The following is a 21408-nucleotide window of genomic DNA, read 5'->3' as shown; positions in this document are numbered from 1 at the left end:
ACATGTCCCGCCATTCACGGCGGTCAGCTGTAGCGGGCGAAGTAGCGGCGCATCAAGAACCGGCGGAACCAGGTGTTCACCGCCGCGAAGTCGAGCACCAGCCGGCCGTACACGATCAGCGACTCGTCGCCGAGGCTGATGCCGTGGAAGAAATCCTCGCGCAGCGTGTGCGGCCGCAGCGGCGGCACCCCGTGCGGGTAGTCGGGCGCCTCGTGGGCCAGCCGCGTCAGGTTGCGCGCGGTCAGGCCCGCCTGCCACAGGCACTCGATCGCCCGCTGCATCGTCGGCCACTCCCCGGTCGCGCTCTGGACCCGCGCCGCGTCGCCGATGGCGAAGATGTCCGGCCGCGTCGGCTTGGCGGTTGCGAAGCACTGCAGCGTCGGCCCGACCGCCAGCCAGCCGTCGTCGGTGCGCGGCAACGACAGCTTCGCCAGCACCGGCGCCGGCCGCACGCCACCGGACCAAAAGGCCATGTCGCAAGGGACATCCTCGATCCCGGCCCCGGCCCCGCCCGCGCTGGGCCGGATCGCGGCTGTCCCCGCGGCCAGGCGGGTGAGGCGCGTGTTCAGCCGCAGCTCGACCCCCTGGGCCCGCAGGTGCCGCTCGGCCGTGGCGCCGGCGCGGGCGCACAGGTGCGGCAGCAGGCGCGCGCCGGAGTGGACCAGCGTGACCTTCGGGGCGCGCCAGCCGGCGGGTCGCACGCGCGCGAGGCGGGCCAGCTCGCCGGCCAGCTCGACGCCGGAGATCCCGCCGCCGACGACGACGAGCGCGGGGCGCTCGCCGGCCGGGCCGCCGGGCGCGAGCAGGGCCGCCAGCCGGTCGGCGGCGTGCACGAACTCGCGGTCGAACTTGTAGTCGACGAACCGCTCGGCGCCCTCGATCGCCGCCGGCGGCGCCAGCACCGAGCCGAGCGCGACGACGATGAAGCGCGCCCGCAGCCGCTCGCCCGAGGCCAGCGCGACCTCCTTGCGGTCGGGGTCGAGCCCGACGACGTCGCCGACCACGTAGCGCGCCCTCGCCGGGCCCTCGACGTAGCGCCGCGTCGCCAGCACCGAGCCGGCCGCGTCGATCCGCCCGACCAGCCGCTCCTGCACCAGCGGGATGTACGGGTGCTCGGCCTGGCGGTCGACGACGACGATCTTGAGGCCCCGCCCCCGCGCGCTGCGGCGGAGCTGGTGCAGCAGCTCGACCCCGGCGAAGCTGGCCCCGAGGATCAGGACATCGGCGCCGGCGTCATCAACTGTCCCATCAGCCATGTCCGTTCCTCCCTGTCCCTCGGGTCCTGTCCTGAGCGTCAGTGGCCGAACACGACCACGCGATCGCGCACCCCGGCGGGGAAGCGCTCGCGCGCCAGCCGCTCGGCCTCGGCCCGGCTGTGCCGCATGCTGCGGTGGACCAGCACCAGCGCCTCGCCGGTGAACTGCTCCGACGCGGCGACCAGCTCGTCGAGGTGGGTGTGGCCCCACCGGCGGGTCTGTTCGACGTCGCGCTCGTCGGTCCAGCTGGTGACCTCGTGGACCAGCACCCGGCAGCGGCGCGCCAGCTCGTGCTGGTGGAAGAACTCGATCTGCGTGTCGCCGGTGACGCACAGCAGCGGCTCGGTGTGGGCGTCGAGCACGTCGGCGCCGCTCCGCCGCAGCTCGGCGATCTCCGGCCCCGGCAGGCCGACGTACTCCGGCTTCAGGCGGCTGGTGGTGCGCTCGACCACCCACGCCAGCGACGGCACCCGGTGCGTGGTCCGCAGGCAGGTCGCCGCGCACCCGCGCGCGAGCCCGCCGCCGAGCGAGAAGCGATCGCCGGGCGCGTGCCCGTGCAGCTGCCACTTGAGGTCGAAGCCCTCGATCTCGGCCCACGCGCGGAGGATCCGCGTCAGCGGCTCGTGGACCTCCTGCGGCAGGTGGATCGCCGGCGGCGGCGCGCGCATCAGGTTGCGCTGCGACACCAGGTACGCGACCCCGCCGAGGTGGTCGGCGTGGCCGTGCGACACCAGGACATTGTCGTACTTGAGCGCGCCGGGCGGGCACATGCCGACGTCGAACATGACCCCGAGTTCAGGGACCATGAGACAGGTCTCGATGCCGCCGCGGGTGATGCCCCGCAGGGTGAGACCGCCGACCTTGAGCTCGTCGAGGGCCGCGAGGTCGTGCATCAGGTGACCGAGTTACGGCTCGGCGTCCACAAGATCTGCGGGCGCGCGAACACTTCGGCGCCGCCGCGCGCGGGCCGGACCGGGGCCGGCGGGGCCGCGGCGGCCGCCTTCTTCACCGACATGACCTCGAGGACAGCCGCGTGGACCTTCTCGGGGCTGACCACGATCTGCTCCTCGAGCTCGATCGGCGACGGGATGCCCGGGCTGGGGTCCTGGCCGAGCACGCGGGTGATCACGTGCTCGCCGGCCAGCGCCTCCTGCACGGCCCCCTGGATCTCACGGCCGAGGCTGGCGAACACGCGGTCCTCGTGGACGACCAGCAGGCGGCCGGTCTTGCGCACGCTGGCGAGGATGGCCTCGAGGTCGTAGGGCACGATCGTGCGCAGGTCGATGAGCTCGACGTCGACGCCCTCGCCCGCGAGCTTCTGCACCGCCTCGCCGCAGAACAGGGTGCAGCGGCCCCAGGTGACGACCGTGATGTCCTTGCCGGGGCGGCGCAGCGCGGCCTTGCCGAGCGGCACGCGGAAGTCGTCGGGCAGGTCAGGGATGTGGCCGCCGAAGCCGATGCTGCGCTTGAGCGCCGCGATCTCCTTGGGGTCGGTCGGCTCGCCGGGGAACGCGTCGCCGAGCGTCATGCGGTAGAGCCCCTTCGACTCGAACACCAGCACCGGACCCGGGTACTCGGCGGCGCTGCGGAGCAGGCCGTACATGTCGCGCGAGGTCGTCGGCGCGACGATCGTGATGCCCGGGATCGAGGCGTAGAAGCCCTCCATGCACATCGAGTGGTAGACCGACCCGCCGTGCAGCGGCTCGACCGGCAGGCGCAGGACCACGTTGACGTCGACCGTGCCCGCCGACTGCCAGCGCTGGTTGCCGAGCAGCACCAGCCAGTGCAGCGTGTTGAGCGAGTAGTCGGAGAACTGGATCTCCGGGATCGCCGTCGCGCCCTTGTGCAGCGCGAACCCGAACGCGGTGCCGAGGATCAGCGGCTCGTTGATCGGCGCGTCGCGGACCTGCTCGGGGAAGCGCTCCCACAGGCCCTTGGTCGCCACCATCACGCCGCCCTTCTTGGCGACGTCCTGGCCGTACACCCACGTCATCGGGTTGGCCTTGAGGATCGCCTGCAGCGCCGAGCGGATCGCCCCGTTGATCGAGATCGCGGTCGGGCGGTTCTCCGGCGGCGCCTCCTCCACCGCCGGGAACGGCGCGCGGATGTCCGAAAGGACAGACTCGTAGCTCGGCTCCGGCTCGGTCGCGCAGATCGACATGGTCTCGAGGACGTAGTCGTCGGCGGCCTTGGCCAGGGTGCCCCAGTCGTGGCGGCGGAAGTAGTCCTTGCCCTCGGTGATCGCGTTGCGGCGCAAGATCTCGTGCGGCATCGCGATCCCGGCCTGCACCAGCGCCTCGCCGAAGTCGATCAGCGGGTCGTAGCTGTCGAACTCGAACGTGAAGTCGGCCGCCGAGCTGTGGTTGTTGAGGCGCGACAGGTTCTTGACCCACATCAGCGCCGGCGCCTGCTGCTCCTGGCAGTAGCGCGCGGCCGCCCGGGCCGTCTCGTAGACGCCGAGGAAGTCGTTGCCGTCGCACTCGAAGTAGGCGAAGCCGAACGCGGCCGCGTAGTGCTCGAAGCTGCGGATCCCACGGCCGTCCTCGGGGCGCACGCTGATGGCGACGTTGTTGTCGGTGACGGTCAGCAGCACCGGCAGGCGCAGGATCGACGCGCCGGTCATGCCCTCGTGCATGTCGCTCTCGGCGGTGGTGCCGTCGCCGACCACGGCGACCACGAGGCCGTCCTGGTGGCCCTGGCGCCGCAGGCCCTGGGCGTAGCCGACCGCCTTGCCGAACTGCATGCCGAGCGCGCTCTGCACCGGCAAGGTGTTGAAGCGCAGGTCGTTGAAGTGCGCCGTCATCAGCCGCCCGCCCGTCCACGGGTCGGTGACCTTGCACAGCTGCTGGCGCATGTGGTCGAGGTGGAAGTCCTGGTAGCCGCGCAGCCGCGACCACATCGCCAGCAGGCCGGCCGAGCGGTAGTGGGCGCAGATGCCGAACGCGTCGGGGTTGACCACCTCGGAGAACGCCAGCGCCTCGGCCGCCCCGTGCAGCTCCTCGCCCGAGCCCCAGATGGCGAACTTGATGGTTCCCTTGGCGCACTCCTGGACCACCCGCTCGACGTGGCAGCGGGCGATCAGCATCTCCTGATAGGCCAGCCGCAGCAGATCCGGGGTGAGGCTCGGGAACCGCGCGAGGTCGCGGAGATCGAAGCGGAGGGTCTTGCTGGGCGTCGGCAGGTCCATGCGCGTGGCAAAGCCTAGGCGACTTCAGCGCTGGGGTAAACCGACGCCAGATGAGCGCTACGTCGCAGCGCAGCGGGCGCGAGCGCCCTGCGTGACGTGGCGCATGCCCGTGTGTGGGGACCGTGAAACGAACTCGGCACCTGGCGAAAAGGCCAGGTGCCGCTGCAGCGCGCGCCGTCGTGCGACGGCGCGTCGACTCACGCGCTCGGGAGCGCGGCCACTTCCCCGCCGAGGCGCGCGCGCGCCTCGCTCTCGGGATCGCCGCCCTCGTGCTTGCGCCGGACCCAGAAGTACAGGAACACGCTGAGCGCCGCGCCGAAGGCGATCATGAACGCCATCACGCCGTTGACGAGAATGCTGTTGAGGAGCCCGCCGAACGGCAAGAAGCCGAGGATGATCCCGAGGATCGTCATGGCGATGCCGACGGCCAGGCCGCCACCGAACACCGAGGCGAGGATCGGCACCAGCTCCTTGCCGAGCAGGTTGAAGTTGCGGCCGATCACCGCGCCGATCTTCTTGTCCTCGACGAAGTAGATCGGCGCGGCGAACACCCCGAACACGATGCCGGGCACGAAGCAGTTGACCGCGACGTCGGCGACCTTCTGGATCGACTGCTGCACGGCCGCCTGGATCGTGATCGGCTGGCCGAGGTAGCTGGCGAGCACGAAGCGCCCGACCGACGGGAACAGGATCACCATCGCCGCCAGCTGCACGAGCGACAGCAAGCCCGCCAGCAGACCGGCGAGGCTCAGCGGGAGGATCAACAGGCCGAGCTGCGCGAGCAGGCCGATCGGGATGAGCACCGCGCCGACGGTCGCGACCGCGGGCGCCGCGACCGGCTGCAGCACCTTCCAGCTCTCGCCGAGGATGAACTTCACCTGCGAGACCAGGTCGTTGCCCGCCGGACTGGCGGCCGGAGCCGCGGCCTCGCCGGCAGGCGGCACCTCGGAGACCGCGGCCTCGGGCACCAGCACCGGCGGGCCCGACGGCATCGGCGCGGCGGCCATCGGCTGCGGCGGCGTCGGCGCGGCTTGCGGCGGCGGCGTGGCGATCGCCGACTGCGGCGTCGGCGCGGCGCCGAACACCCCGGGCCCCGGCGGCGTCGGCGCAGGGAACGGTGCGGGCGCGGGCGCGGGGAACGGCGCGGGCGCCGGTGCGCCCATCGGCGGGGTCATCGGCGCCGGCATCGGCTGCGGCGGCGCGGCTGCGAACCCGCCCGGAGCCGGACCAGGCGCGCCGCCGGGCGCCGGACGGAGCAGCGGGCCCTGGTGCTGCGCCGTCGGCGCGAAGGCGAACCCACCGCCGGGCGGCGGCGCCCCTGCGGGCGCGGGCGGGGCGGGCATCACCGGCCCGGGGGGGCGCGCCACGGCCGGCTTCATCGGCGCCGGGAAGCCCGGGACCATGCCCGGCGCGGCGATCACGGTGCGACCCTTGCCCGCGCTGGAGGCGACGCCCTCGATGTTCTGCACGGTGATGAGCGAGTTCCCGAGGCGGAGGGCGATGCCGGGGGTCAGCTCGAGGTTGGCGACGCGCTGGCCCTGGAGCAGGAAGCTGCCGTTGGTCGACCCGAGATCGGAGAACTTGAGGGTCGAGCCGTCCCAGAGGATCTCGGCGTGGCGGCCCGAGACCTGGCTGTCGTGGAGGATGATGTCACCGGCGTCCCGACCGATGAGGAGCTTGGGCTGGGTGACGGTCCGGGTCTCCGCAGGGCGGTCGACGTACTGGATGTGGAGCGTGTACGAGGCCATCGAGGTCTCCGGGGGGTCGCGGTAGGCTTGGGCAGAGTGTCACAAATGCCCGCCGTGCGGCGCAACCATCGCGCCGATGTCCTGCCAGTACAAGAGTCGCCGCCTCCGTGGGGGCCCGTCGAGATCCGCTCGCTGCGAGACCGATTGCGGCAGGCCGACGCCGATGAGCGCGGCCGCACCGAGGCCGCCTGGGATTTGATCGTCGTGGGGGCCGGGATCGCCGGCGCCGGCGTCGCCCGAGACGCCGCCCTCCGCGGCCTGCGGGTCCTCGTCCTCGACGCGCGCGACCTGGCCTTCGGGACCTCCTCGCGCTCGAGCCGACTGATCCACGGCGGCGTCCGCTACCTCGAGCAGGGCGAGCTCGGGCTCGTCTACGAGGCCCTGCGCGAGCGCCGGCTGCTCTACAAGATCGCCGGGCACATCGTTCAGCCGGCGCGCTTCCTGTTCCCGGCCTACCGCGGCGACCGCCTGCCGCTGTGGAAACTGCGGATCGGTCTGTCGCTCTACGACGCCCTCAGCCTCTACCGCAGCCACGGCCACCGCGTGCTCCGCCCCGCCGCCGCTCGCGCGCTCGAGCCGCTGCTCCGCGAGGAGGGCCTGCGCGGCGCGGTCACCTACGAGGACGCGGTCACCGACGACGCCCGCCTCACCCTCGCCACGCTCCAGGACGCGCGCCGCCACGGCGCGCAGGTCCTCACTTACGCGCCCGTGGTCGCCATCCGCCGCGCCGACGACGACCAGCTCGTCGAGCTCGACGGCGGCCTCCGCGTGCGCGCGCGCGCCGTCGTCGTCGCCGCCGGGCCGTGGACCTCCGAGCGCCTCCTCGGCGTCGCCGGCGCCCACCTGCTCGCCCTCTCGCGCGGGATCCACCTCGTGCTGCGGGCCGCCGACGTCCCGATCCGCCAGCCCCTCGTCGTCCAGGCGCAGAAGGAGCGCCGGATCTTGTTCGTCGTCCCCTGGGGCGCGCGGACCTACCTCGGCACCACCGACACCGCCTACGAGGGCGACCCGGCCGCGTCCGGCGTCACCGCGAGCGACACCGACGAGCTGTTCGCCTTGATCGGCAAGGTCTTGCCGGGCGCGGTCCTCGGCCGCGAGCGCATCGTCAGCGCCTGGTCCGGCGTGCGGCCGCTGGTACGCGACGAGCATGCCGATCCCGGCGACCCGACGGCGGAGATCTCCCGCTCGCACCGGATCGTCGAGACCGCCGAGGGCGTCATCGCCGTGGTCGGCGGCAAGCTCACCACCTACCGCAGCATGGCCGAGGAGACCGTCGATCGGGTGATCCGCCGCTTGCGGCAACGCGGCCGACTGCCGGCCGGAGTCGGCCGATGCCAGACGCACCGCCATCCGCTCGTGGCCGGCGAGCCGCTCTCGCCGCTCGAGCTGCAGAACCCGCTCCTGGGCGATCTCGCCCAGCGGCACGGTCCGCTCGCCCGCGACCTGCACGCCCGGATCGAGGCCGATCCCCGGCTCGGCGCCCGCATCGTCGAGGACCTGCCCTACTGCTGGGCCGAGGTCGACCACGCCATCAGCCACGAGGGCGCCGTCCACCTCGAGGACGTGCTGCGACGCCGGATCCCCCTCGCCCTGACCGACGCCGACCTCGGCGCCCGCGTCGCCCGCGAGGTCGCCACCCGCCTCGTCACCGCCTGGGGCGGCGGCGCGGCGGACATCGAGGCCGAGCTGCAGCGCTACCGCGAGGCGATGCGGGTCGAGACCGGCCGCGTCCTCGCTCCGTGCTGACCTGTCCCTCGCGCCAGATGACATGTCCCTTGCGACACGTCATCGAGGGCGCCGGTGACATGTCCCTTGCGACATGTCATCGACGCGTCGCAGGGGGCTGCGGGCGCGTCAGCCGGCGAACAGACCGACCACGCCGGTGACGGCCCAGGCGATCCAGCCGTCGGGGTAGTGGGCGCCGATCAGCACGCCCCCGCCGAAGATCCCGCCGAACACCAGGCCGGGCACGCCGACCCAGCCGATGAACCACGCCAGGCGCGACGGCGGAGCCTCGTCTTCCTCGCGCTTGGCGACCTCCTTGCTGGGGGGTTCCTGGCGCTTGGGGCTGTTGTTGGCGACGCGGGCGGGGGCGGCCATCTCAGATGTCTCCTTTGGGGGCGGCGTCCTCGGCCGGCTGGGCGGGGTCTTCGGCCTCGGGCGTGAACGGCAGGTGCTTGCGCTCGAGGATGATGCGTCGGTCCTCGTCGGCGAAGGCGATCGGGTTGGCGTCGGCGGAGATCGGGTCGCTGCCCATCGCGTGGGTGACCGCGCGCAGCAGGCCGCGCAGGTGCGGCGCGGGCGACGTCGGGTCGGAGCCGAACGCGATCGCGGTCGACGCGTGGTGTTTGGGGGTGGTCGCCGCGGCCTGCAGCGGCGTGCGGACGTTGCGGCCGCCGAGGCCGATCAGCAGGTCGGCGCCGTCGTTGCCGACCCCGGCGAGGTCGGCGAATGCGACCTGCCCCGAAGACCAGGTGGTCGGCCACGCGACGATCCCGCGCAGCTCGAGCTCGACGCCGAGCTGGCTCTGCAGCACCTGGGAGGCCCAGCGGACGTGGCGCTCGACGTAGTCGATCCAGTCGCTGCGGCGACCTGCCACCTCCTCGTCGACCACCACCTTCACGCGGATCTTGAGCGGCTCGGACAGCTTGGCCTGCAGCTCGGGGGGCAGCGGTGCCGGGTCGACGACCGCGAGCGGGAGCGCGTCGGGGCCGCGGGGCGGCTCCGGGGTCGGCGTCTCGGGCTTCGGCGGCGGTGTCTCCACGACCGGCTGCGGCTCCGGTTTGGCCTCCGGCGGCGGCTCCGGGGTCGTCACCGGCGGCTTGACCTCCGGCTCCGGCTTGGCCTCCGGCTTCGGCTCGGGCCTGGTCGTCTCGGACGTGGGCTTGCTCGGCTCGCCGGGGACCGCGACGTCGAGGCCGAGCCAGTCCCGCTCGAAGCCGAGGATCGCCGCCCGGTGACCGTGGCCGACGTAGACGCCGGCCCCGAACAGACCGACGACGAAGGCGACGGGCAGGCCGATGAGGACAGTCAGCTTGCCGAGACTCTTCAGACGCGCCGCACTCATGACTGTGGGGCAGTATACTGCGCCTTTTAAAAGGACCAGGCCGGGCCGCGAGATCGGCGAGATTTCGCCGTCTTCGCCGACTCCGGCCCGCCGGGGAGCGCCCTCGCTCAGAGCCCGTCGAGCGCGCTCGCCGGGATGACGCAGGTCTCGGGGTCGCCGAAGTTGTAGCCGGGCGCTTCGAGCGCATAGGGCTCGTTGAGCGCTCGCCACGTGAGGAAGCCGTCGGTCCCCTGGCACTCGTCGAGGAACAGGTCGCCGTGCTTCATGTCGCCGACGCCCTCGACCTCGAGGATGCTGCCGCGCGCCCGGCCGTTGCCGTCGCCGTCCCACGCCGCCTGCACACTCGCCTTCTCCTGCTCCGGCCCGCTCCAGCCGTAGTCGTCCCACTCGCCGTACAGCGTCAGGTCGAAGGTCCCGCCGCCCTTCGCGTCGCGCGTGTAGGTGTACTTGTCGTCGCTGAAGAGCACGTCGTCGTCGAGGTAGCCGAGGTACTCGAAGCTGACCGCCTTGAAGTCGAGGTCGATGACCTTCTCCTCGGTCTCGACGTCGCGCTTGAAGGTGACGTCGACGACCCCGCCGATCACGCTCATGTCGGCGTCGGGGCCCTTCATCTCGCGGTACTTCTCGACCACGTCGAAGTCCATCGTGAAGCCGCCGCTGCGCTCGCTCTCCTCCTTGTGGAGGTCGCCGCGCATCAGCAGGTCCATCGCGTCCTGGCCCTTCGCCCCGCGGTTGCCGACGTAGACCTCGTAGTTCGAGCCGTCCTCGAGCGTCTCGACGCGCACCAGCCAGGCCAGGTCGCGGCCGTCGTTGTCGTCGTAGGGCCCGTAGACGCGGGTGTCGCCGTCGCGCGAGGTCGGCTGCACGTCGTCGAGGTAGGCGATCACGCGCGCGCAGTGCTCGACGATCACCGTCACCCAGCGGTTGACCTGGTCGGCCGTGTACTGCACCCCGATGTGCAGCGTGCCGCGGACCTGCCCGCCCTCGCGCGCCGCGATCGACTCAGGCAGTTCGAGGCGCACGTCGTCGGCCTCGATGAAGGCCGTCTCCTCTTCGGTGAAGAAACAGCCGGTGGTGAGAGCCGCGGAGAGGGCGAACAGCGGGGCGAAGCGCGTCATGCCCGACCCCTTAGCGGGGGACGTTCCACCGGCGCCGCCCGCGATTCGCCCGCGATCTCCAGGTCTTGCGCGGCGCGCTCGGAGTCGCGCGGCGGGCCTGTGGCGGGACGCCACGCCGCGCCGCGCCACTCATCGGCCGGTGAGGACCGCCGCCGGGTCCATGCGCGCGGCGCGACGCGCGGGCAGCCAGGCGCCGAGGACACAGAAGCCGGCCGCGAACCCGAGCGCCAGGGCCACGAGGTCGACGCTGAACGCGAAGTAGGTCTCGGGCTTGTAGGGGAAGTCGGGCAGGTGCTGCGCCGAGACGTAGTCGAACACGCGGCTGGTCGCGTACGCGAGGCCGACCCCGATCGCGCCGGCGATGAGGCCGACGCAGGCCGCCTCGCCGAGGATGATGCGCTGGATGTCGGAGCGGCGGGCCCCGACCGCGCGCATGATCCCGATCTCCCGCTGGCGCTCGTACACCAGCATGAAGAACACGTGCATGATGTTGACCGCGGCGATGCCGACGATGATGGTCGACAGCAGGCTGAACACCAGCACGAATACGCTGATGAGGAAGCCGGCCTGCTCGGCGCCGCCGTCGGTGACCTCGAAGCCGAGCTCCTCGATCGCCTTGGCCACCGCCGCGACCTGGTCCTTGCTCTCGATCTTGACGATGATCGAGTGGTAGCGGGTCGCCGCCTCGGGCGCCCCGAAGTGCACGTTGTAGCGCGCCACCTGCGACAGCGGCAGCGTCACCCCCAGCGGCACCGCCTTGTCGGAGAAGCCGACCAGCTTGAGCTTCTCGTACAGCAGCTCGTCCTTCTCGGCCGCCTGCACCATCGACGCCCCGACCTGCATGTCGAGCGTCACGCCGATCAGGAAGTCCGGGTTGAGCCGCGGCAGGTTGTAGGCCCGCCGCAGCGAGCCGTTGTAGATCTCGAGCATGTGCGGCGACGCGATCACCGGCACGTAGTCGCGGCACACCTTGCCCGGGCCGCCCCTGTAGGGCTTGCCGCAGTACATGTCCTTCGGGCAAGCCGAGTCGGCGGCGCAGGCCGTCGGCGTCGTCGCCAGCGGGTCGGGCACCACGCGGAACTGGTCGGAGCCCGAGAACTCGCCCTGCACCAGCGCCGGGTCGACGCCGTCGATGATGAGCTCGGTGCGGATGTCGTTGCCGATGATCTGCTTGCCGCCGAGCCCGATCGCCGGGGCCGTCAGCTTCATCTTCGGGTAGACCCCGCGCACCCCGGCGACCCCGCGCAGCTGCTCGGCCGCCTTCTCGTCGAGCACGTCGCTGGCCAGCCCGAGGCTCACGGGGCCGACGTCGAGGGTCATCGACTTGGCGATCACCTCGAGCTGGTCGAGCGGGAAGATCTTGCCGAGCACGACCTCGCGCACCCCGGCGCCGAGGGCCAGGAAGAACGCGAACGCGGCGATGCCGACGATCACGCCGACCGACGCCAGCGCGAAGTGGACCGCGTTGTTGCGCAGGTTGCCGCGGACGATCGCGCCCAGGCTGCTCACGCCTGCACCTCCTCGCCGCCGCCGGCCAGCTCGACCACGCCGTCGCGGATCTCGATCACCCGGTCGGCCGCCGCGGCGATGGTCGGGTCGTGCGTCACGATCGTCAGCGTCACCCCCGACTCGTCGCGCAGGCGGCGGAACAGCGCGATGATCGCCGCCGCCGACGCGCTGTCGAGGTTGCCGGTCGGCTCGTCGCAGATCAGCAGCTTGGGCCGGTGGTAGAGCGCCCGCGCGATCGCCAGCCGCTGCTTCTGCCCGCCCGACAGCGTACCCGGGCGCGCGCCGATCTTGTCGGCGATCCCGACCGTGTCCATCAGCTCGCGCGCGCGCGTCAGCCGGGCCTCCTTGCTCTCCTTGCCGTCGACGCGGAACAGCGCCGGCAGGGCCACGTTGTCCTCGCAGCTCAGGTGGTCGAGCAGGTGGAACGCCTGGAACACGAAGCCGATGGTGGCGTTGCGGTACGCGCTGAGCTCGGCGTCCGACAGCGTGCGCAGGTCCTTGCCCGCGACCTTGAGCTCGCCCGAGTAGTCGCTGTCGAGCCCGCCGAGCAGCGCCAGCAGCGTGCTCTTGCCGCTGCCCGAGCGGCCGATCACCGCCGCGAACTCGCCGTCCTCGACGTCGAAGTCGACGCCGCGGAGCACCGGCAGCTCGCCCGCCCGCGCGCCGGCGAGGCGGTAGCTCTTTCGGATCCCGCGGGCGCGGATCATCGCCGTGGACGCTACTCGCTGCGGCCGATCGCGGTCAACCCCCGCTCCGGCGGCGAGCCGCGGCCCGCCTGGCCGTACGCGACGATCGAGAAGATACCCCCGTGTGGGTCGCTCACCACCGCGAAGCGACCGACCGGCGGGATGTCGCACGGCGCGACCAAGATCGCGCCGCCGAGCTTCTCCGCGAGGGCCGCGCCCTCGTCGCAGTCCTCGACCCGGAAGTAGGTCATCCAGTGCGACGGCATCCCGCCCCACGCCTCGTTCATCTGCAACATGCCGCCGACCTTGCGCTCGCCGACGAAGAAGTCGGTGTAGCGCGTCGCCGCGTCGACCGACCTCTCCGCGCGCCGCCAGCCGATGACGTCGCTGTAGAACACGCCGGCCTCGTCCGCGTCGCGCGTGTTGAGCTCCCACCAGCACATCGTCGCCGGCTCGTCGATGAGCCCGGCGCCCGCGTGACCGACGGCTTGCCACAAGGCCAGGTGCGCCCCGCTCGGGTCCTCCAGCACCGCCACGCGCCCGGCGTCGTACACCTCGCGCGGCGGCACGATCACCCGCCCGCCGCGCGGCTCGACCCGCGCCACCGCGCGGTCGATCGAGTCGACGTTGACGTGCAGCAACCAGTACGGCGTCTCGCCCCGCGCCTCGCGGTCGGCCGGCATGCGGTGGATCGCCGCCACGTCGCGCCCGCGCTTGCGCAGGATCGTGTAGCCCTTGCCGTGGTGGATCCCGAGATCGAACAGCGCGCTGTAGAAGCGCGTCGTCACCGCCGGCTCCGGACTGCCGAGCTCTGCCCAGCAGAAGCTCCCGTGCTTGTAGCGATCGACGACCGTCACCCCACGCAACCTACCAAACCGGCTCGGATCCGCCCAAGCGTTTTCGCCCGCGACGTCAGCGCGCCGCGATGAGTCCGAACACGAACTCCCGGGGACATCCGGACCCCGGCAGGGTCGCCCTGGCCGCCTCGACGTAGGCCATAAACGCCCCTTCGTCGCCCGCCGGCGAAGATGTCCCATCGTACAGGCGCACCGGCGCGCCGCCCGAGAGCTGCAGGTCGAGCGCGCCGCGCCGGGCCTCGCCGCAAGCTGTCTCTTCGACCATGCAGGCGCTGGCCGCCTCGCGGAAGGCGAACGGCGCCGCCCAGCCGGGGTCCGCCGGGGGGTCGACGCGCGCCGCCACGGCCGCCGCCAGCAAGAGGCGCCCGTCGGCGGCCTCGACCCGCAACCACACGTCCGCCGCGCCGACCGCGGCGCCCGGCGCCCGGATCGCCGCGATCTTCACGGCCTGCCCGGGCAAAAACCCGTCGCGCGCCGGCGCCGGCTCGGCCTCGACCGACAACCGCGCCGCCGCCCCGCCGCACTCGAGGTCGAGGACGCGAGACCCCGGCTCACCCCGCATCGCCGTCACCGCACAGTCGAGATCGGCGCGCGGCTCGCCCGGCGTCGGCTCGAGCGTCGCGCGCAAAAACGCTGCCTCGGTCGGCACACAAGGTGTGAGCTCGGGGCCCGCCTCGTCCGCCGGCAAGACGCCGTCGCTCGGGGCCGCGACCTCGCAGGCGATCATCATGACCCCCGCCGCGCAACACCGTCCTCGCCGACCTCCCACCACGACCGCAGAATTTAGCCGGCCCTCGGTGGGCCTGTCCAGAAGGACATACGAGGCCTAGGGCCGATCCCGGGCGCATGTTTGCGGACCTGTCGCCCCGACGCCTGGATCTTGTGGCGCCGCGGCGGGCGCGGCACCATCGGACCATGCACTTACGCCGGCTCGCCTGCTCGACCCTGGCTCTCGCCCTCGCCGGCTGCCCCCCGCCCTACACCGCCACGACCGAGCACGAGAGCGAGACGACCGCCACCACGGCGACCAATGGCGGCCCGACCGACGCCACCAACCCGACGACCACCACCGGCAGCGCCGGCCCGACCACCAACGACCCCCCGACCACCGACACCACCTGCGAGGGCGTCGGGGAGCGCTGCGACGGCGAGCAGCACCAGCTGTGCGTCGGCGGCAACTGGGTCAACGACCCCTGCCCCGCCGGCACCGGCTGCGAGGCGGGCGCGACGACCTGCCAGCCGTGCGACTGCGCCGCGCCGCCGACCTGCGTCGACGCCATGACGCTCGAGACCTGCGGCTGCCTGACGCCCAAGCAAATCACATGTCCCGAAGGCCAGGCGTGCGACGCCGCGTCGGGCGGCTGCAGCGCGGTGATCTGCACCCCCGGCGAGCAGGTGTGCGTCGGCTCGAACAGCCGCCAGACCTGCAACGAGCACGGCACCGGCTACGACGCCCCCGACGCCTGCGACGGCGACGAGCTGTGCGACGCCGACGTCGGCAGCTGCCAGCCGGCCTGCGCCGTGGTGGCCAAGCGCGACTCGAGCCTCGGCTGCGAGTTCTGGGCCGTCGACATGGCCAACGTCCCGCCGCGCGACGCCTTCGTCTACGCGATCGCGATCTCGAACCCGAGCGCCACCCAGCCGGTCAACGTCGAGATCTTCGACGCCAAGAGCGGCAGCGAGCAGAAGCTGCTGGGCGGCGTGATCGCCCCGCGCCAGGTCCGGACCTTCCTGCTGTCGGGCACCAGCAACGCCCAGAGCGGCTTTTACCCCGGCGACGCCGGCTTCCTCGGCTCCGGCATCGCCGGCGGCCGGGCCTTCCGCGTCGTCAGCGACCTGCCGATCGTCGCCACCCAATTCAACCCGCTCGGCGGCGCCCTCGCCTTCACCACCGACGCCTCGCTGCTGCTCCCGACCCACGCGCTCGGCACCCGCTACTTCCACCTCGCCTGGGGCGAGGGCCTCGGCAGCGGCTCGTCTCTGGTCGTGGTCGCCACCGCCGACGACACCAAGATCTCCATCAAGCCGACGGTCAGCGTCGCCGCCGGTCTCGGCGGCATGCCGGCGATGACCAAGGGCGTCGTCACCGAGGTCCAGCTCGACCGCTACGACTACATCCAGCTGCAGAGCAGCAGCGGCGACTTCACCGGCTCGGAGATCGAAGCCGACAAGCCGATCGCGGTGTTCGGCGGCCACACCTGCGGGCAGGTGCCGAACAAGAACGTCACGTTCTGCGACCACCTCGAGGAGCAGATCTTCCCGGTCGAGACGTGGGGCGTCGAGTACGTCGCGCTGCGCAGCCCCAAGCGCGGCACCGAGGACATGTACTGGCGGGTGCTCGCGCGCGAGACCGGCGCGACCGTCACCTTCACGCCGAAGCCGGAGGGCCTGGTCGACGCCACCCAGGACATCCCGGCCGGCGGCTTCATCCAATTCAGCGCCAGCGGCGACTTCCGCATCCAGTCCAGCAACCCGATCCTCGTCGCCGGCTACATGTACGGCTCCGAGGCCCCCGGCGTCCCGGTCGACGGCAACCCCGGCGACCCCTCGATGGTGCTGATGGTCCCGACCGAGCAGTGGCTCGGCGACTACGTGTTCCTGGTCGACAGCTCGTACGCCAACGACAACGTCCGGCTGGTGCGCAAGGCCATGAACAACAACGTCGAGCTCGGCTGCCTCGGCGCCGTGCCCGACGCGGACTGGCAGCAGATCGCCGGCACCCAGTACGTCACCGCCGTCGTCAACATCAACCCCGGCGAGGGCAACTGCGAGCCGGGCACCAACACCGCCTCGGCCCAGACCACCACCTTCGGCATCGTCGTCGTCGGCGAGGCCCAGGGCGCGTCCTACGCCTATCCCGGCGGCATGGCCCTGAAGGAGATCGCGCCGGGCTGACCGACCCCGGCCGCGAGCTTTCGGTCCCCCTGCCGGCCCGCGCAGGAGCGGCCTTCCCGGCGGCCCGGGCGCCCCTGCCGGCGTGAGTCTCCTGGCCCCCGCGCCCGCGACGGCCGACCTCGCCTACCATGCGCGCCGCATGCCGCTGCACACCCGGATCTTGCTCGGCCTCGCGGTCGGCGCTGCTCTCGGCCTCGCCGCCAACCTCGGCCTCGGCGCCGACCATGGCCTCGTCAAGTTCGCGCTGACCTACATCGCCGGTCCGATCGGACAGGTCTTTTTGCGCATGTTGTCGATGGTGGTGATGCCGCTGGTGTTCGCCTCGATCGCCCTCGGCGTCGCCGGCGTCGGCGACATCCGCCGCGCCGGACGCATGGGCGTCAAGACCCTCGGCTTCTTCCTCGTCACCACCGCGCTCGCCTCCGCCCTCGGCCTGTTCCTCGTCAGCGTCGTCGACCCCGGCGCCTACGTCCTGCCCGCGGTGCGCGACGAGCTCGTCGCCCAGTACGCGCGCACCAGCGGCCCCCCGCCCGCGCCGACCAGCTTCGGCGTCGACACCTTCATCGCCATCGTCACCAAGAACCCGCTCAAGTCGGCCGTCGACGGCGACATGCTCGGCGTGATCTTCTTCGGCCTGATGTTCGGCGCCGGCATCACCCTCATCCGCGAGGACCGGCAGAAGTCGATGATCGGCTTCCTCGAGGCGCTCGCCGACGTCATCTCGGCGATCGTCGACATGGCCATGAAGCTGGCGCCGTGGGGCGTCGCCGGCCTGATCTTCGGCGTCACCGCCATGTTCGGCTTCGCCCTGCTGGCCCCGCTCGGCGTCTACGTCGCGCTCGTGCTGGCCGCCCTCCTCCTGCACGCCCTCGGCACCATGGGCCTCGTGATCCGCGCCCTCGTCGGCGTCAGCCCGCGGATCTTCCTCTCGAGGATCCGCGCCGCGCTCGTCACCGCTTTTTCGACCTCCTCGAGCAGCGCGACCCTGCCGACCAACCTCCTCGTCGGCCAGCAAAACCTCGGCATCCCGCCGCGGATCTGCGGCTTCGTCTATCCGCTGGGCGCAACCATGTGCATGAACGGCACTGCGCTGTTCGAGGGCATCACGGTGATCTTCCTGTGTCAGGTGTTCGGCGTGACGCTGAGCCTCGGCCAGATGGCGGTCGTCATCGCCATGGCGGTGCTCACCTCGGTCGGCGCCGCCGCCGTCCCGGGCGGATCGGTCCCCCTGCTCGTCGGGATGTTGACCATGTTCGGGGTCCCCGGCGAAGGGATCGCCGTCATCATCGGCATCGACCGGATCCTCGACATGGCGCGCACCGCCGTGAACGTCCTCGGCGACCACGTCGCCGCCGCCTTCGTCGCCCGCAGCGAGGGCCTGTGGAGCCCGGATCTCCTGTCTAAACCTGTTCCAACAGACAGGTGAGCTCAGCTCGCACCCGGGGTGGTGCGGCCCATGCCCCCCACACGCCGCGCGCCTCGGGTCGGCCCGGAGCCGCGCGAGCGCGACGCCTGCGCGCTCGATCGCACATCGAAACCGCGACGAGGCGTGCCGGGACCCGTCGTCGGGGCCCACAGAACTCGGTATGTTAGTGCTCCATGGCGTCCTCTCTCGAGCAGGCCGGCGACGTCGCCGCGTGGAAGCCTCGTTCTGCGCTTCTCGGCACGTTGCTGGCCAACCGCTACCGGATCACCCAATCCATCGGTCAGGGTTCGACCGGCGCTGTGTACCGCGCCGACGACCTCTTGATGAATCGTCCGGTCGCGATCCGGATCCTCGTACCGAGCCTGGCCCAGAACCCCGCGTTGGTCTCGCGGATCCGCGCTCGCATCGACCGCAACATCAAGGTCCAGCAGCAGCAGCCTGATGCGTTGGTCAACCTCGTCGACGCCTTCGACGTCGGCATGACCCTCGAGGGCGAGCTCTTCATCGTCACCGACTTCCTCGACGGCGACCACCTCTCGGCGATGCTCGAGCGCGGCGGACGGCTGCCGTGGTCGCGAGCCCGCCACCTCTTCATCCGCCTGAGCCAGCTCCTGCAGGCGCTCCACGAGCGCGGCATCGTGCTCGGCACCTTGCAGGCCCAGCACTGCTACGCGGTGCGCAACCGGCCGAAGAACGAGGCGATCAAGATCGTGAGCACGGCGGTGTTCGAGCACATCGCCGCCAACCTCGGGCCCGGCGCCGGCGAGGTCGGGGCGCAGATGGCCCGCTACGCCGCGCCCGAGCAGGGCTGCGGCGAGCCGATCGACATCCGCACCGACGTCTACTCGTTCGGCATCATCGCCTACGAGCTGCTCACCGGTCGGCTCCCGTTCAACGACAGCAACCCGATCCGCCTGGTCGCGCAGCACCTGCACGCCACGCCGACCCCGCTGCGGCAGGTCGCGCCCGACGCCGACATCCCGGCCGCGGTCGAGGAGGTCGTGCTCAAGGCGCTGGCCAAGTCGCCGGCCGATCGCCACCCGAGCATGGAGGCGTTCGCCGCCGCCCTCTCGGCGATCCCCGCCGACGCGAGCGACACGGCGGCCCCCGTCGCCGCCGTGCCCGAGCCTGCGCCGCCTCCGGCCCCGCCTCCGCCGGCCCCGCCCCCGCCGGCCCCGGCCAAGCCGCTGGCCTCGACGCTCCCTGTCTCTTCGGACACCCTCTCGGCACCTGTCCCTCCGGTCAGCTCGGCCGCCGCCGCGGGGGCCGTGGTCGAGGAGTCGCCGGCGCCGACCCCCAGCACCGCCCCGGCGAAGATCGCCCCCTCCGTGGTGATGCGCGTGGTCGACGCGCCCGCGCCCCCGCCGGCCCCGCCGCCGCCTCCGGCCGCGATCGCCCCGCCGCCGCTGGTCGGTCCGAAGCGGCCGCCGACGCTCTCGCTGCCGACGCTGATCCCCTCGCCGCAGCCCCGCGCGCCCGAACCGGCCCCCGCGGCACCTGCACCTTCGGCCATGTCCGAAGCGCCAGCCGACAAGCCGGCGGACAAGCCCGTCGAGCCGGTCGCCGCTGCGCCCGAGCCCCCGCCCGCGGCCCCGCCCGCCCCTGAGCCCGAGCCCGCGCCGGCGGCAGCCGCAACGCCGCCGCCTCCGCCCGCCGCGCCGCCTCAACCTCCGCCCGCGCCCGAGCCGATCGCCGCGGCCGTCCCGGCGCCTGCCGAGCCCGCTCCGGCCCCCGCGCCCGTCGAGCCCGTCGCTGCCGCAGCGCCTGCGCCTGCGCCTGAGCCGGCTCCCGCGGTGGTCACCGCGGTGCAGCCCACACCTGACCCTGCGGACAGGCCCAAGGAGCCCCCGCGTCCGGCCGAGATCATCCGGATCCCCGCGCCCGGCGAGTCGGCCCGGCTCCGCGCCAGCGAGCTCGCGCGCGCCGCTGCGGCTGCCGAGTCCGCCCGCGGGCTCGTGCCCGCCGACTCGGGCCGTGGTCCCGCGGCCGGCGACTCTGTTCGTGGTCCTGCGGCCGGCGACTCCGTCCGCGCGCCTGCGCCGGCCGACTCCGCCCGTGCGCCCGCGCCGGTGGCCGAGATCGCCGCAGTCTCGCCGCCCGTGACACCGCCGCCCGAGGAAGCGGCGCCCGCCCCGGCGACCGCCCCGCGCAAGGCCGTGGCCGCCGACGTCCCGCCCGAGGCCCTGCGGGCCGCCGCGCTCCGGCAATCGTCCGAGCGGATCACCTCCAGCGCGGAGATGCGGCCCACCGAGTCGATCATCGCCGAGCTGCCGAAGCGGCGGACCCCGTGGTTCGCGATCATCGGCCTCGGTGCCGCCATCGCCGCCGGGACTGCCGCTTACATCCAGACCGAGCCCGAGCTCGCGCCGCAGGCCGGTCGCGCGGCTCCCCAGCCGCCGGCCAAGACCGAGCCGAAGTCGCCGCCGCCGACCAAGGTCGAGGCGCCTCCGACGCCGCCGGTCAAGGTCGAGGCCCCGCCGGTCGAGACGCCGGCGATCGTCGCGCCACCGCCCGACCCCGAGCCGCAGCCGCCGCCCGAGGCCGAAGAGCCCAAGAAGAAGAAGAAGAAGCAGCGCAGGAACACCGAGCCCGAGGAGGAGGAGGAGGACCTGTTCGACCAGGTGCGCAAGCACATGGAGGCGAAGAAGGCCCAGGAGGAGGCCTACAAGAAGGCCGCCGAGGCCGGTACCTCGCTCCCGGCTCCTACGCCCACGCCGGCGTCCGCGCCCGCGCCTGCGGTCAAGCCGGTCGAGGACAACGCGACCAGGGCCAAGGACACCCTCGACCGCGCCCGCCAGGCCGCCGCGCAGGGCAACTACACGCTCGCCTACAGCCTCGCCAAGCAGGCCAACACGCTCGCGCGCACGCAGGAGGCCATCGAGCTCATGGGCGTGTCCGCCTGCAAGTCCGGCAACGCCGACAACGCCCGCTCCGCCGCCGAGCAGCTCTCGGGCGCGCGCCGCAGCGCCGTCTACAGCGCCTGCGCCGGCAACGGCATCACCCTCTGAGCCGAGCGCGGTCTCGCCGCCTCGACTCGGCCGCCGCGCCCTTCGGCGTGGCGGCCGAGTCGCTCGCCAGGACATGTTCTCCCCGACATGTCCTTCGAGCCACAGCGTCGCCCTGGCACAGAAGGGCCGCCCCAGGCTGCATTTTTTTAAAAGGTCCCGTCGGGATTCGAACCCGAGTCGCTCGAGTTGCAGTCGAGCACCTGGCCGCTCAATCACAGGACCGTCTCTCCGCGAACTAGTAAATTAAAGGTCCCGTCGGGATTCGAACCCGAATAGCTCGAGTTGCAGTCGAGCACCTGGCCGTTCGGACACAGGACCCAGTGAGCATTCGGCGGCGTCAGGATGCGCGCCCGCGAGGATGCGAAGCCGCGAATCATGCGATTGCGGCGGGGCTCGACTCACGCGAGTGTTGCACGTCGAGTCCGGCCGGCCGCTTTGCATCCACGCGCAAGCGTACCGGGCCCACGAGCCGAATTACCGCGACTACCTGCAGCTCGGACCGAGCCGCCGCCTCAGCGTCGACACAACGACGTCGCCAGCCGCGGCTGAAAGCGCGCGCGCTGCGAAAGGTCGATGGTGGCGACACCGGGCATGATGCGAATGGGTTACCACCGACACGCCACCCCGTCAACTCCTGCGATTCACGACCTT

At 72.4% G+C, this 21408-nt stretch carries 15 protein-coding genes and 2 tRNA genes; 4 read left to right on the top strand and 13 right to left on the bottom strand.

Translation table 11 applies throughout. The annotated features are described in order from the left end of the window. Nucleotides 1–23: 23 nt before the first annotated feature. The 4 genes from K7C98_RS30785 to K7C98_RS30770 form a co-directional block, all read right to left on the bottom strand. Nucleotides 24–1256 carry an NAD(P)/FAD-dependent oxidoreductase gene (locus K7C98_RS30785; RefSeq protein WP_224195375.1) on the bottom strand — a complete coding sequence of 411 codons (1233 nt, stop codon included), beginning with the start codon at nucleotides 1254–1256 and terminating at the stop codon, nucleotides 24–26. A 38-nt stretch (nucleotides 1257–1294) separates the two neighbouring features. Further along, a complete protein-coding gene (locus K7C98_RS30780; RefSeq protein ID WP_224195374.1) occupies nucleotides 1295–2149 on the bottom strand; it encodes an MBL fold metallo-hydrolase in 855 nt (284 codons plus the stop codon). Beyond that, on the bottom strand, nucleotides 2149–4443 hold the full coding sequence (locus K7C98_RS30775) for a transketolase C-terminal domain-containing protein (protein ID WP_224195373.1): 2295 nt from the start codon (nucleotides 4441–4443) through the stop codon (nucleotides 2149–2151). Before K7C98_RS30775 ends, K7C98_RS30780 begins: the two co-directional genes overlap by 1 nt. A 197-nt stretch (nucleotides 4444–4640) precedes the next feature. Then, nucleotides 4641–6191 carry an FHA domain-containing protein gene (locus K7C98_RS30770; RefSeq protein ID WP_224195372.1) on the bottom strand — a complete coding sequence of 517 codons (1551 nt, stop codon included), beginning with the start codon at nucleotides 6189–6191 and terminating at the stop codon, nucleotides 4641–4643. Nucleotides 6192–6236: 45 nt separating this feature from the next. On the opposite strand from K7C98_RS30770, the gene K7C98_RS30765 reads away from it, so the two are divergent. After that, a complete protein-coding gene (locus K7C98_RS30765; protein WP_224195495.1) occupies nucleotides 6237–7937 on the top strand; it encodes a glycerol-3-phosphate dehydrogenase/oxidase in 1701 nt (566 codons plus the stop codon). A 108-nt stretch (nucleotides 7938–8045) separates the two neighbouring features. Here the strand turns inward: K7C98_RS30765 and K7C98_RS30760 are convergent, their stop codons facing one another. The 7 genes from K7C98_RS30760 to K7C98_RS30730 form a co-directional block, all read right to left on the bottom strand. Further along, on the bottom strand, nucleotides 8046–8291 hold the full coding sequence (locus tag K7C98_RS30760; protein WP_224195371.1) for a hypothetical protein: 246 nt from the start codon (nucleotides 8289–8291) through the stop codon (nucleotides 8046–8048). A gap of 1 nt (nucleotide 8292) precedes the next feature. Continuing rightward, a complete protein-coding gene (locus K7C98_RS30755) occupies nucleotides 8293–9258 on the bottom strand; it encodes a hypothetical protein (protein ID WP_224195370.1) in 966 nt (321 codons plus the stop codon). Between the two features lie 107 nt (nucleotides 9259–9365). Further along, the gene (locus tag K7C98_RS30750; protein ID WP_224195369.1) at nucleotides 9366–10376 is read right to left on the bottom strand and encodes a hypothetical protein; all 1011 of its coding nucleotides are present in this window, start codon (nucleotides 10374–10376) and stop codon (nucleotides 9366–9368) included. A 129-nt stretch (nucleotides 10377–10505) separates the two neighbouring features. Continuing rightward, nucleotides 10506–11885, bottom strand: coding sequence for an ABC transporter permease (locus tag K7C98_RS30745; RefSeq protein ID WP_224195368.1), 1380 nt, complete (start codon nucleotides 11883–11885; stop codon nucleotides 10506–10508). Beyond that, nucleotides 11882–12592, bottom strand: a complete 711-nt coding sequence (locus K7C98_RS30740; RefSeq protein WP_224195367.1) for an ABC transporter ATP-binding protein — start codon at nucleotides 12590–12592, stop codon at nucleotides 11882–11884. Before K7C98_RS30740 ends, K7C98_RS30745 begins: the two co-directional genes overlap by 4 nt. A gap of 11 nt (nucleotides 12593–12603) precedes the next feature. After that, nucleotides 12604–13428, bottom strand: a complete 825-nt coding sequence (locus K7C98_RS30735; protein ID WP_224195366.1) for a VOC family protein — start codon at nucleotides 13426–13428, stop codon at nucleotides 12604–12606. Between the two features lie 55 nt (nucleotides 13429–13483). Further along, the gene (locus tag K7C98_RS30730) at nucleotides 13484–14056 is read right to left on the bottom strand and encodes a hypothetical protein (RefSeq protein WP_224195365.1); all 573 of its coding nucleotides are present in this window, start codon (nucleotides 14054–14056) and stop codon (nucleotides 13484–13486) included. Between the two features lie 287 nt (nucleotides 14057–14343). On the opposite strand from K7C98_RS30730, the gene K7C98_RS30725 reads away from it, so the two are divergent. From K7C98_RS30725 to K7C98_RS44040, 3 genes are all read left to right on the top strand, one after another. After that, nucleotides 14344–16323: an IgGFc-binding protein gene (locus K7C98_RS30725; protein ID WP_224195364.1), complete on the top strand. Its 1980-nt coding sequence runs from the start codon at nucleotides 14344–14346 to the stop codon at nucleotides 16321–16323. A gap of 139 nt (nucleotides 16324–16462) precedes the next feature. Beyond that, nucleotides 16463–17749, top strand: a complete 1287-nt coding sequence (locus tag K7C98_RS30720) for a dicarboxylate/amino acid:cation symporter (protein ID WP_224195363.1) — start codon at nucleotides 16463–16465, stop codon at nucleotides 17747–17749. A 173-nt stretch (nucleotides 17750–17922) separates the two neighbouring features. Further along, on the top strand, nucleotides 17923–20757 hold the full coding sequence (locus K7C98_RS44040; protein ID WP_263429956.1) for a serine/threonine-protein kinase: 2835 nt from the start codon (nucleotides 17923–17925) through the stop codon (nucleotides 20755–20757). A gap of 151 nt (nucleotides 20758–20908) precedes the next feature. On the opposite strand, the gene K7C98_RS30705 is transcribed toward K7C98_RS44040, so the two are convergent. Then, nucleotides 20909–20979 (bottom strand) — tRNA-Cys (locus K7C98_RS30705). A gap of 25 nt (nucleotides 20980–21004) precedes the next feature. Continuing rightward, nucleotides 21005–21075 (bottom strand) — tRNA-Cys (locus K7C98_RS30700). Nucleotides 21076–21408 lie beyond the last annotated feature (333 nt).

The sequence above is a fragment of the Nannocystis pusilla genome (assembly GCF_020073745.1).
In the GTDB taxonomy this organism is placed as follows: domain Bacteria; phylum Myxococcota_A; class Polyangia; order Nannocystales; family Nannocystaceae; genus Nannocystis; species Nannocystis radixulma.
This window is presented reverse-complemented; position numbering and strand designations above follow the sequence as displayed.

Excerpts from the sequence above, each read along its gene's own strand:
- K7C98_RS30785 (WP_224195375.1), bottom strand. The coding sequence starts at position 1,256 with ATGGCTGATGGGACAGTTGATGACGCCGGCGCCGATGTCCTGATCCTC.
- K7C98_RS30780 (WP_224195374.1), bottom strand. The coding sequence starts at position 2,149 with ATGCACGACCTCGCGGCCCTCGACGAGCTCAAGGTCGGCGGTCTCACC.
- K7C98_RS30775 (WP_224195373.1), bottom strand. The coding sequence starts at position 4,443 with ATGGACCTGCCGACGCCCAGCAAGACCCTCCGCTTCGATCTCCGCGAC.
- K7C98_RS30770 (WP_224195372.1), bottom strand. The coding sequence starts at position 6,191 with ATGGCCTCGTACACGCTCCACATCCAGTACGTCGACCGCCCTGCGGAG.
- K7C98_RS30765 (WP_224195495.1), top strand. The coding sequence starts at position 6,237 with ATGCCCGCCGTGCGGCGCAACCATCGCGCCGATGTCCTGCCAGTACAA.
- K7C98_RS30760 (WP_224195371.1), bottom strand. The coding sequence starts at position 8,291 with ATGGCCGCCCCCGCCCGCGTCGCCAACAACAGCCCCAAGCGCCAGGAA.
- K7C98_RS30755 (WP_224195370.1), bottom strand. The coding sequence starts at position 9,258 with ATGAGTGCGGCGCGTCTGAAGAGTCTCGGCAAGCTGACTGTCCTCATC.
- K7C98_RS30750 (WP_224195369.1), bottom strand. The coding sequence starts at position 10,376 with ATGACGCGCTTCGCCCCGCTGTTCGCCCTCTCCGCGGCTCTCACCACC.
- K7C98_RS30740 (WP_224195367.1), bottom strand. The coding sequence starts at position 12,592 with ATGATCCGCGCCCGCGGGATCCGAAAGAGCTACCGCCTCGCCGGCGCG.
- K7C98_RS30725 (WP_224195364.1), top strand. The coding sequence starts at position 14,344 with ATGCACTTACGCCGGCTCGCCTGCTCGACCCTGGCTCTCGCCCTCGCC.
- K7C98_RS30720 (WP_224195363.1), top strand. The coding sequence starts at position 16,463 with ATGCCGCTGCACACCCGGATCTTGCTCGGCCTCGCGGTCGGCGCTGCT.
- K7C98_RS44040 (WP_263429956.1), top strand. The coding sequence starts at position 17,923 with ATGGCGTCCTCTCTCGAGCAGGCCGGCGACGTCGCCGCGTGGAAGCCT.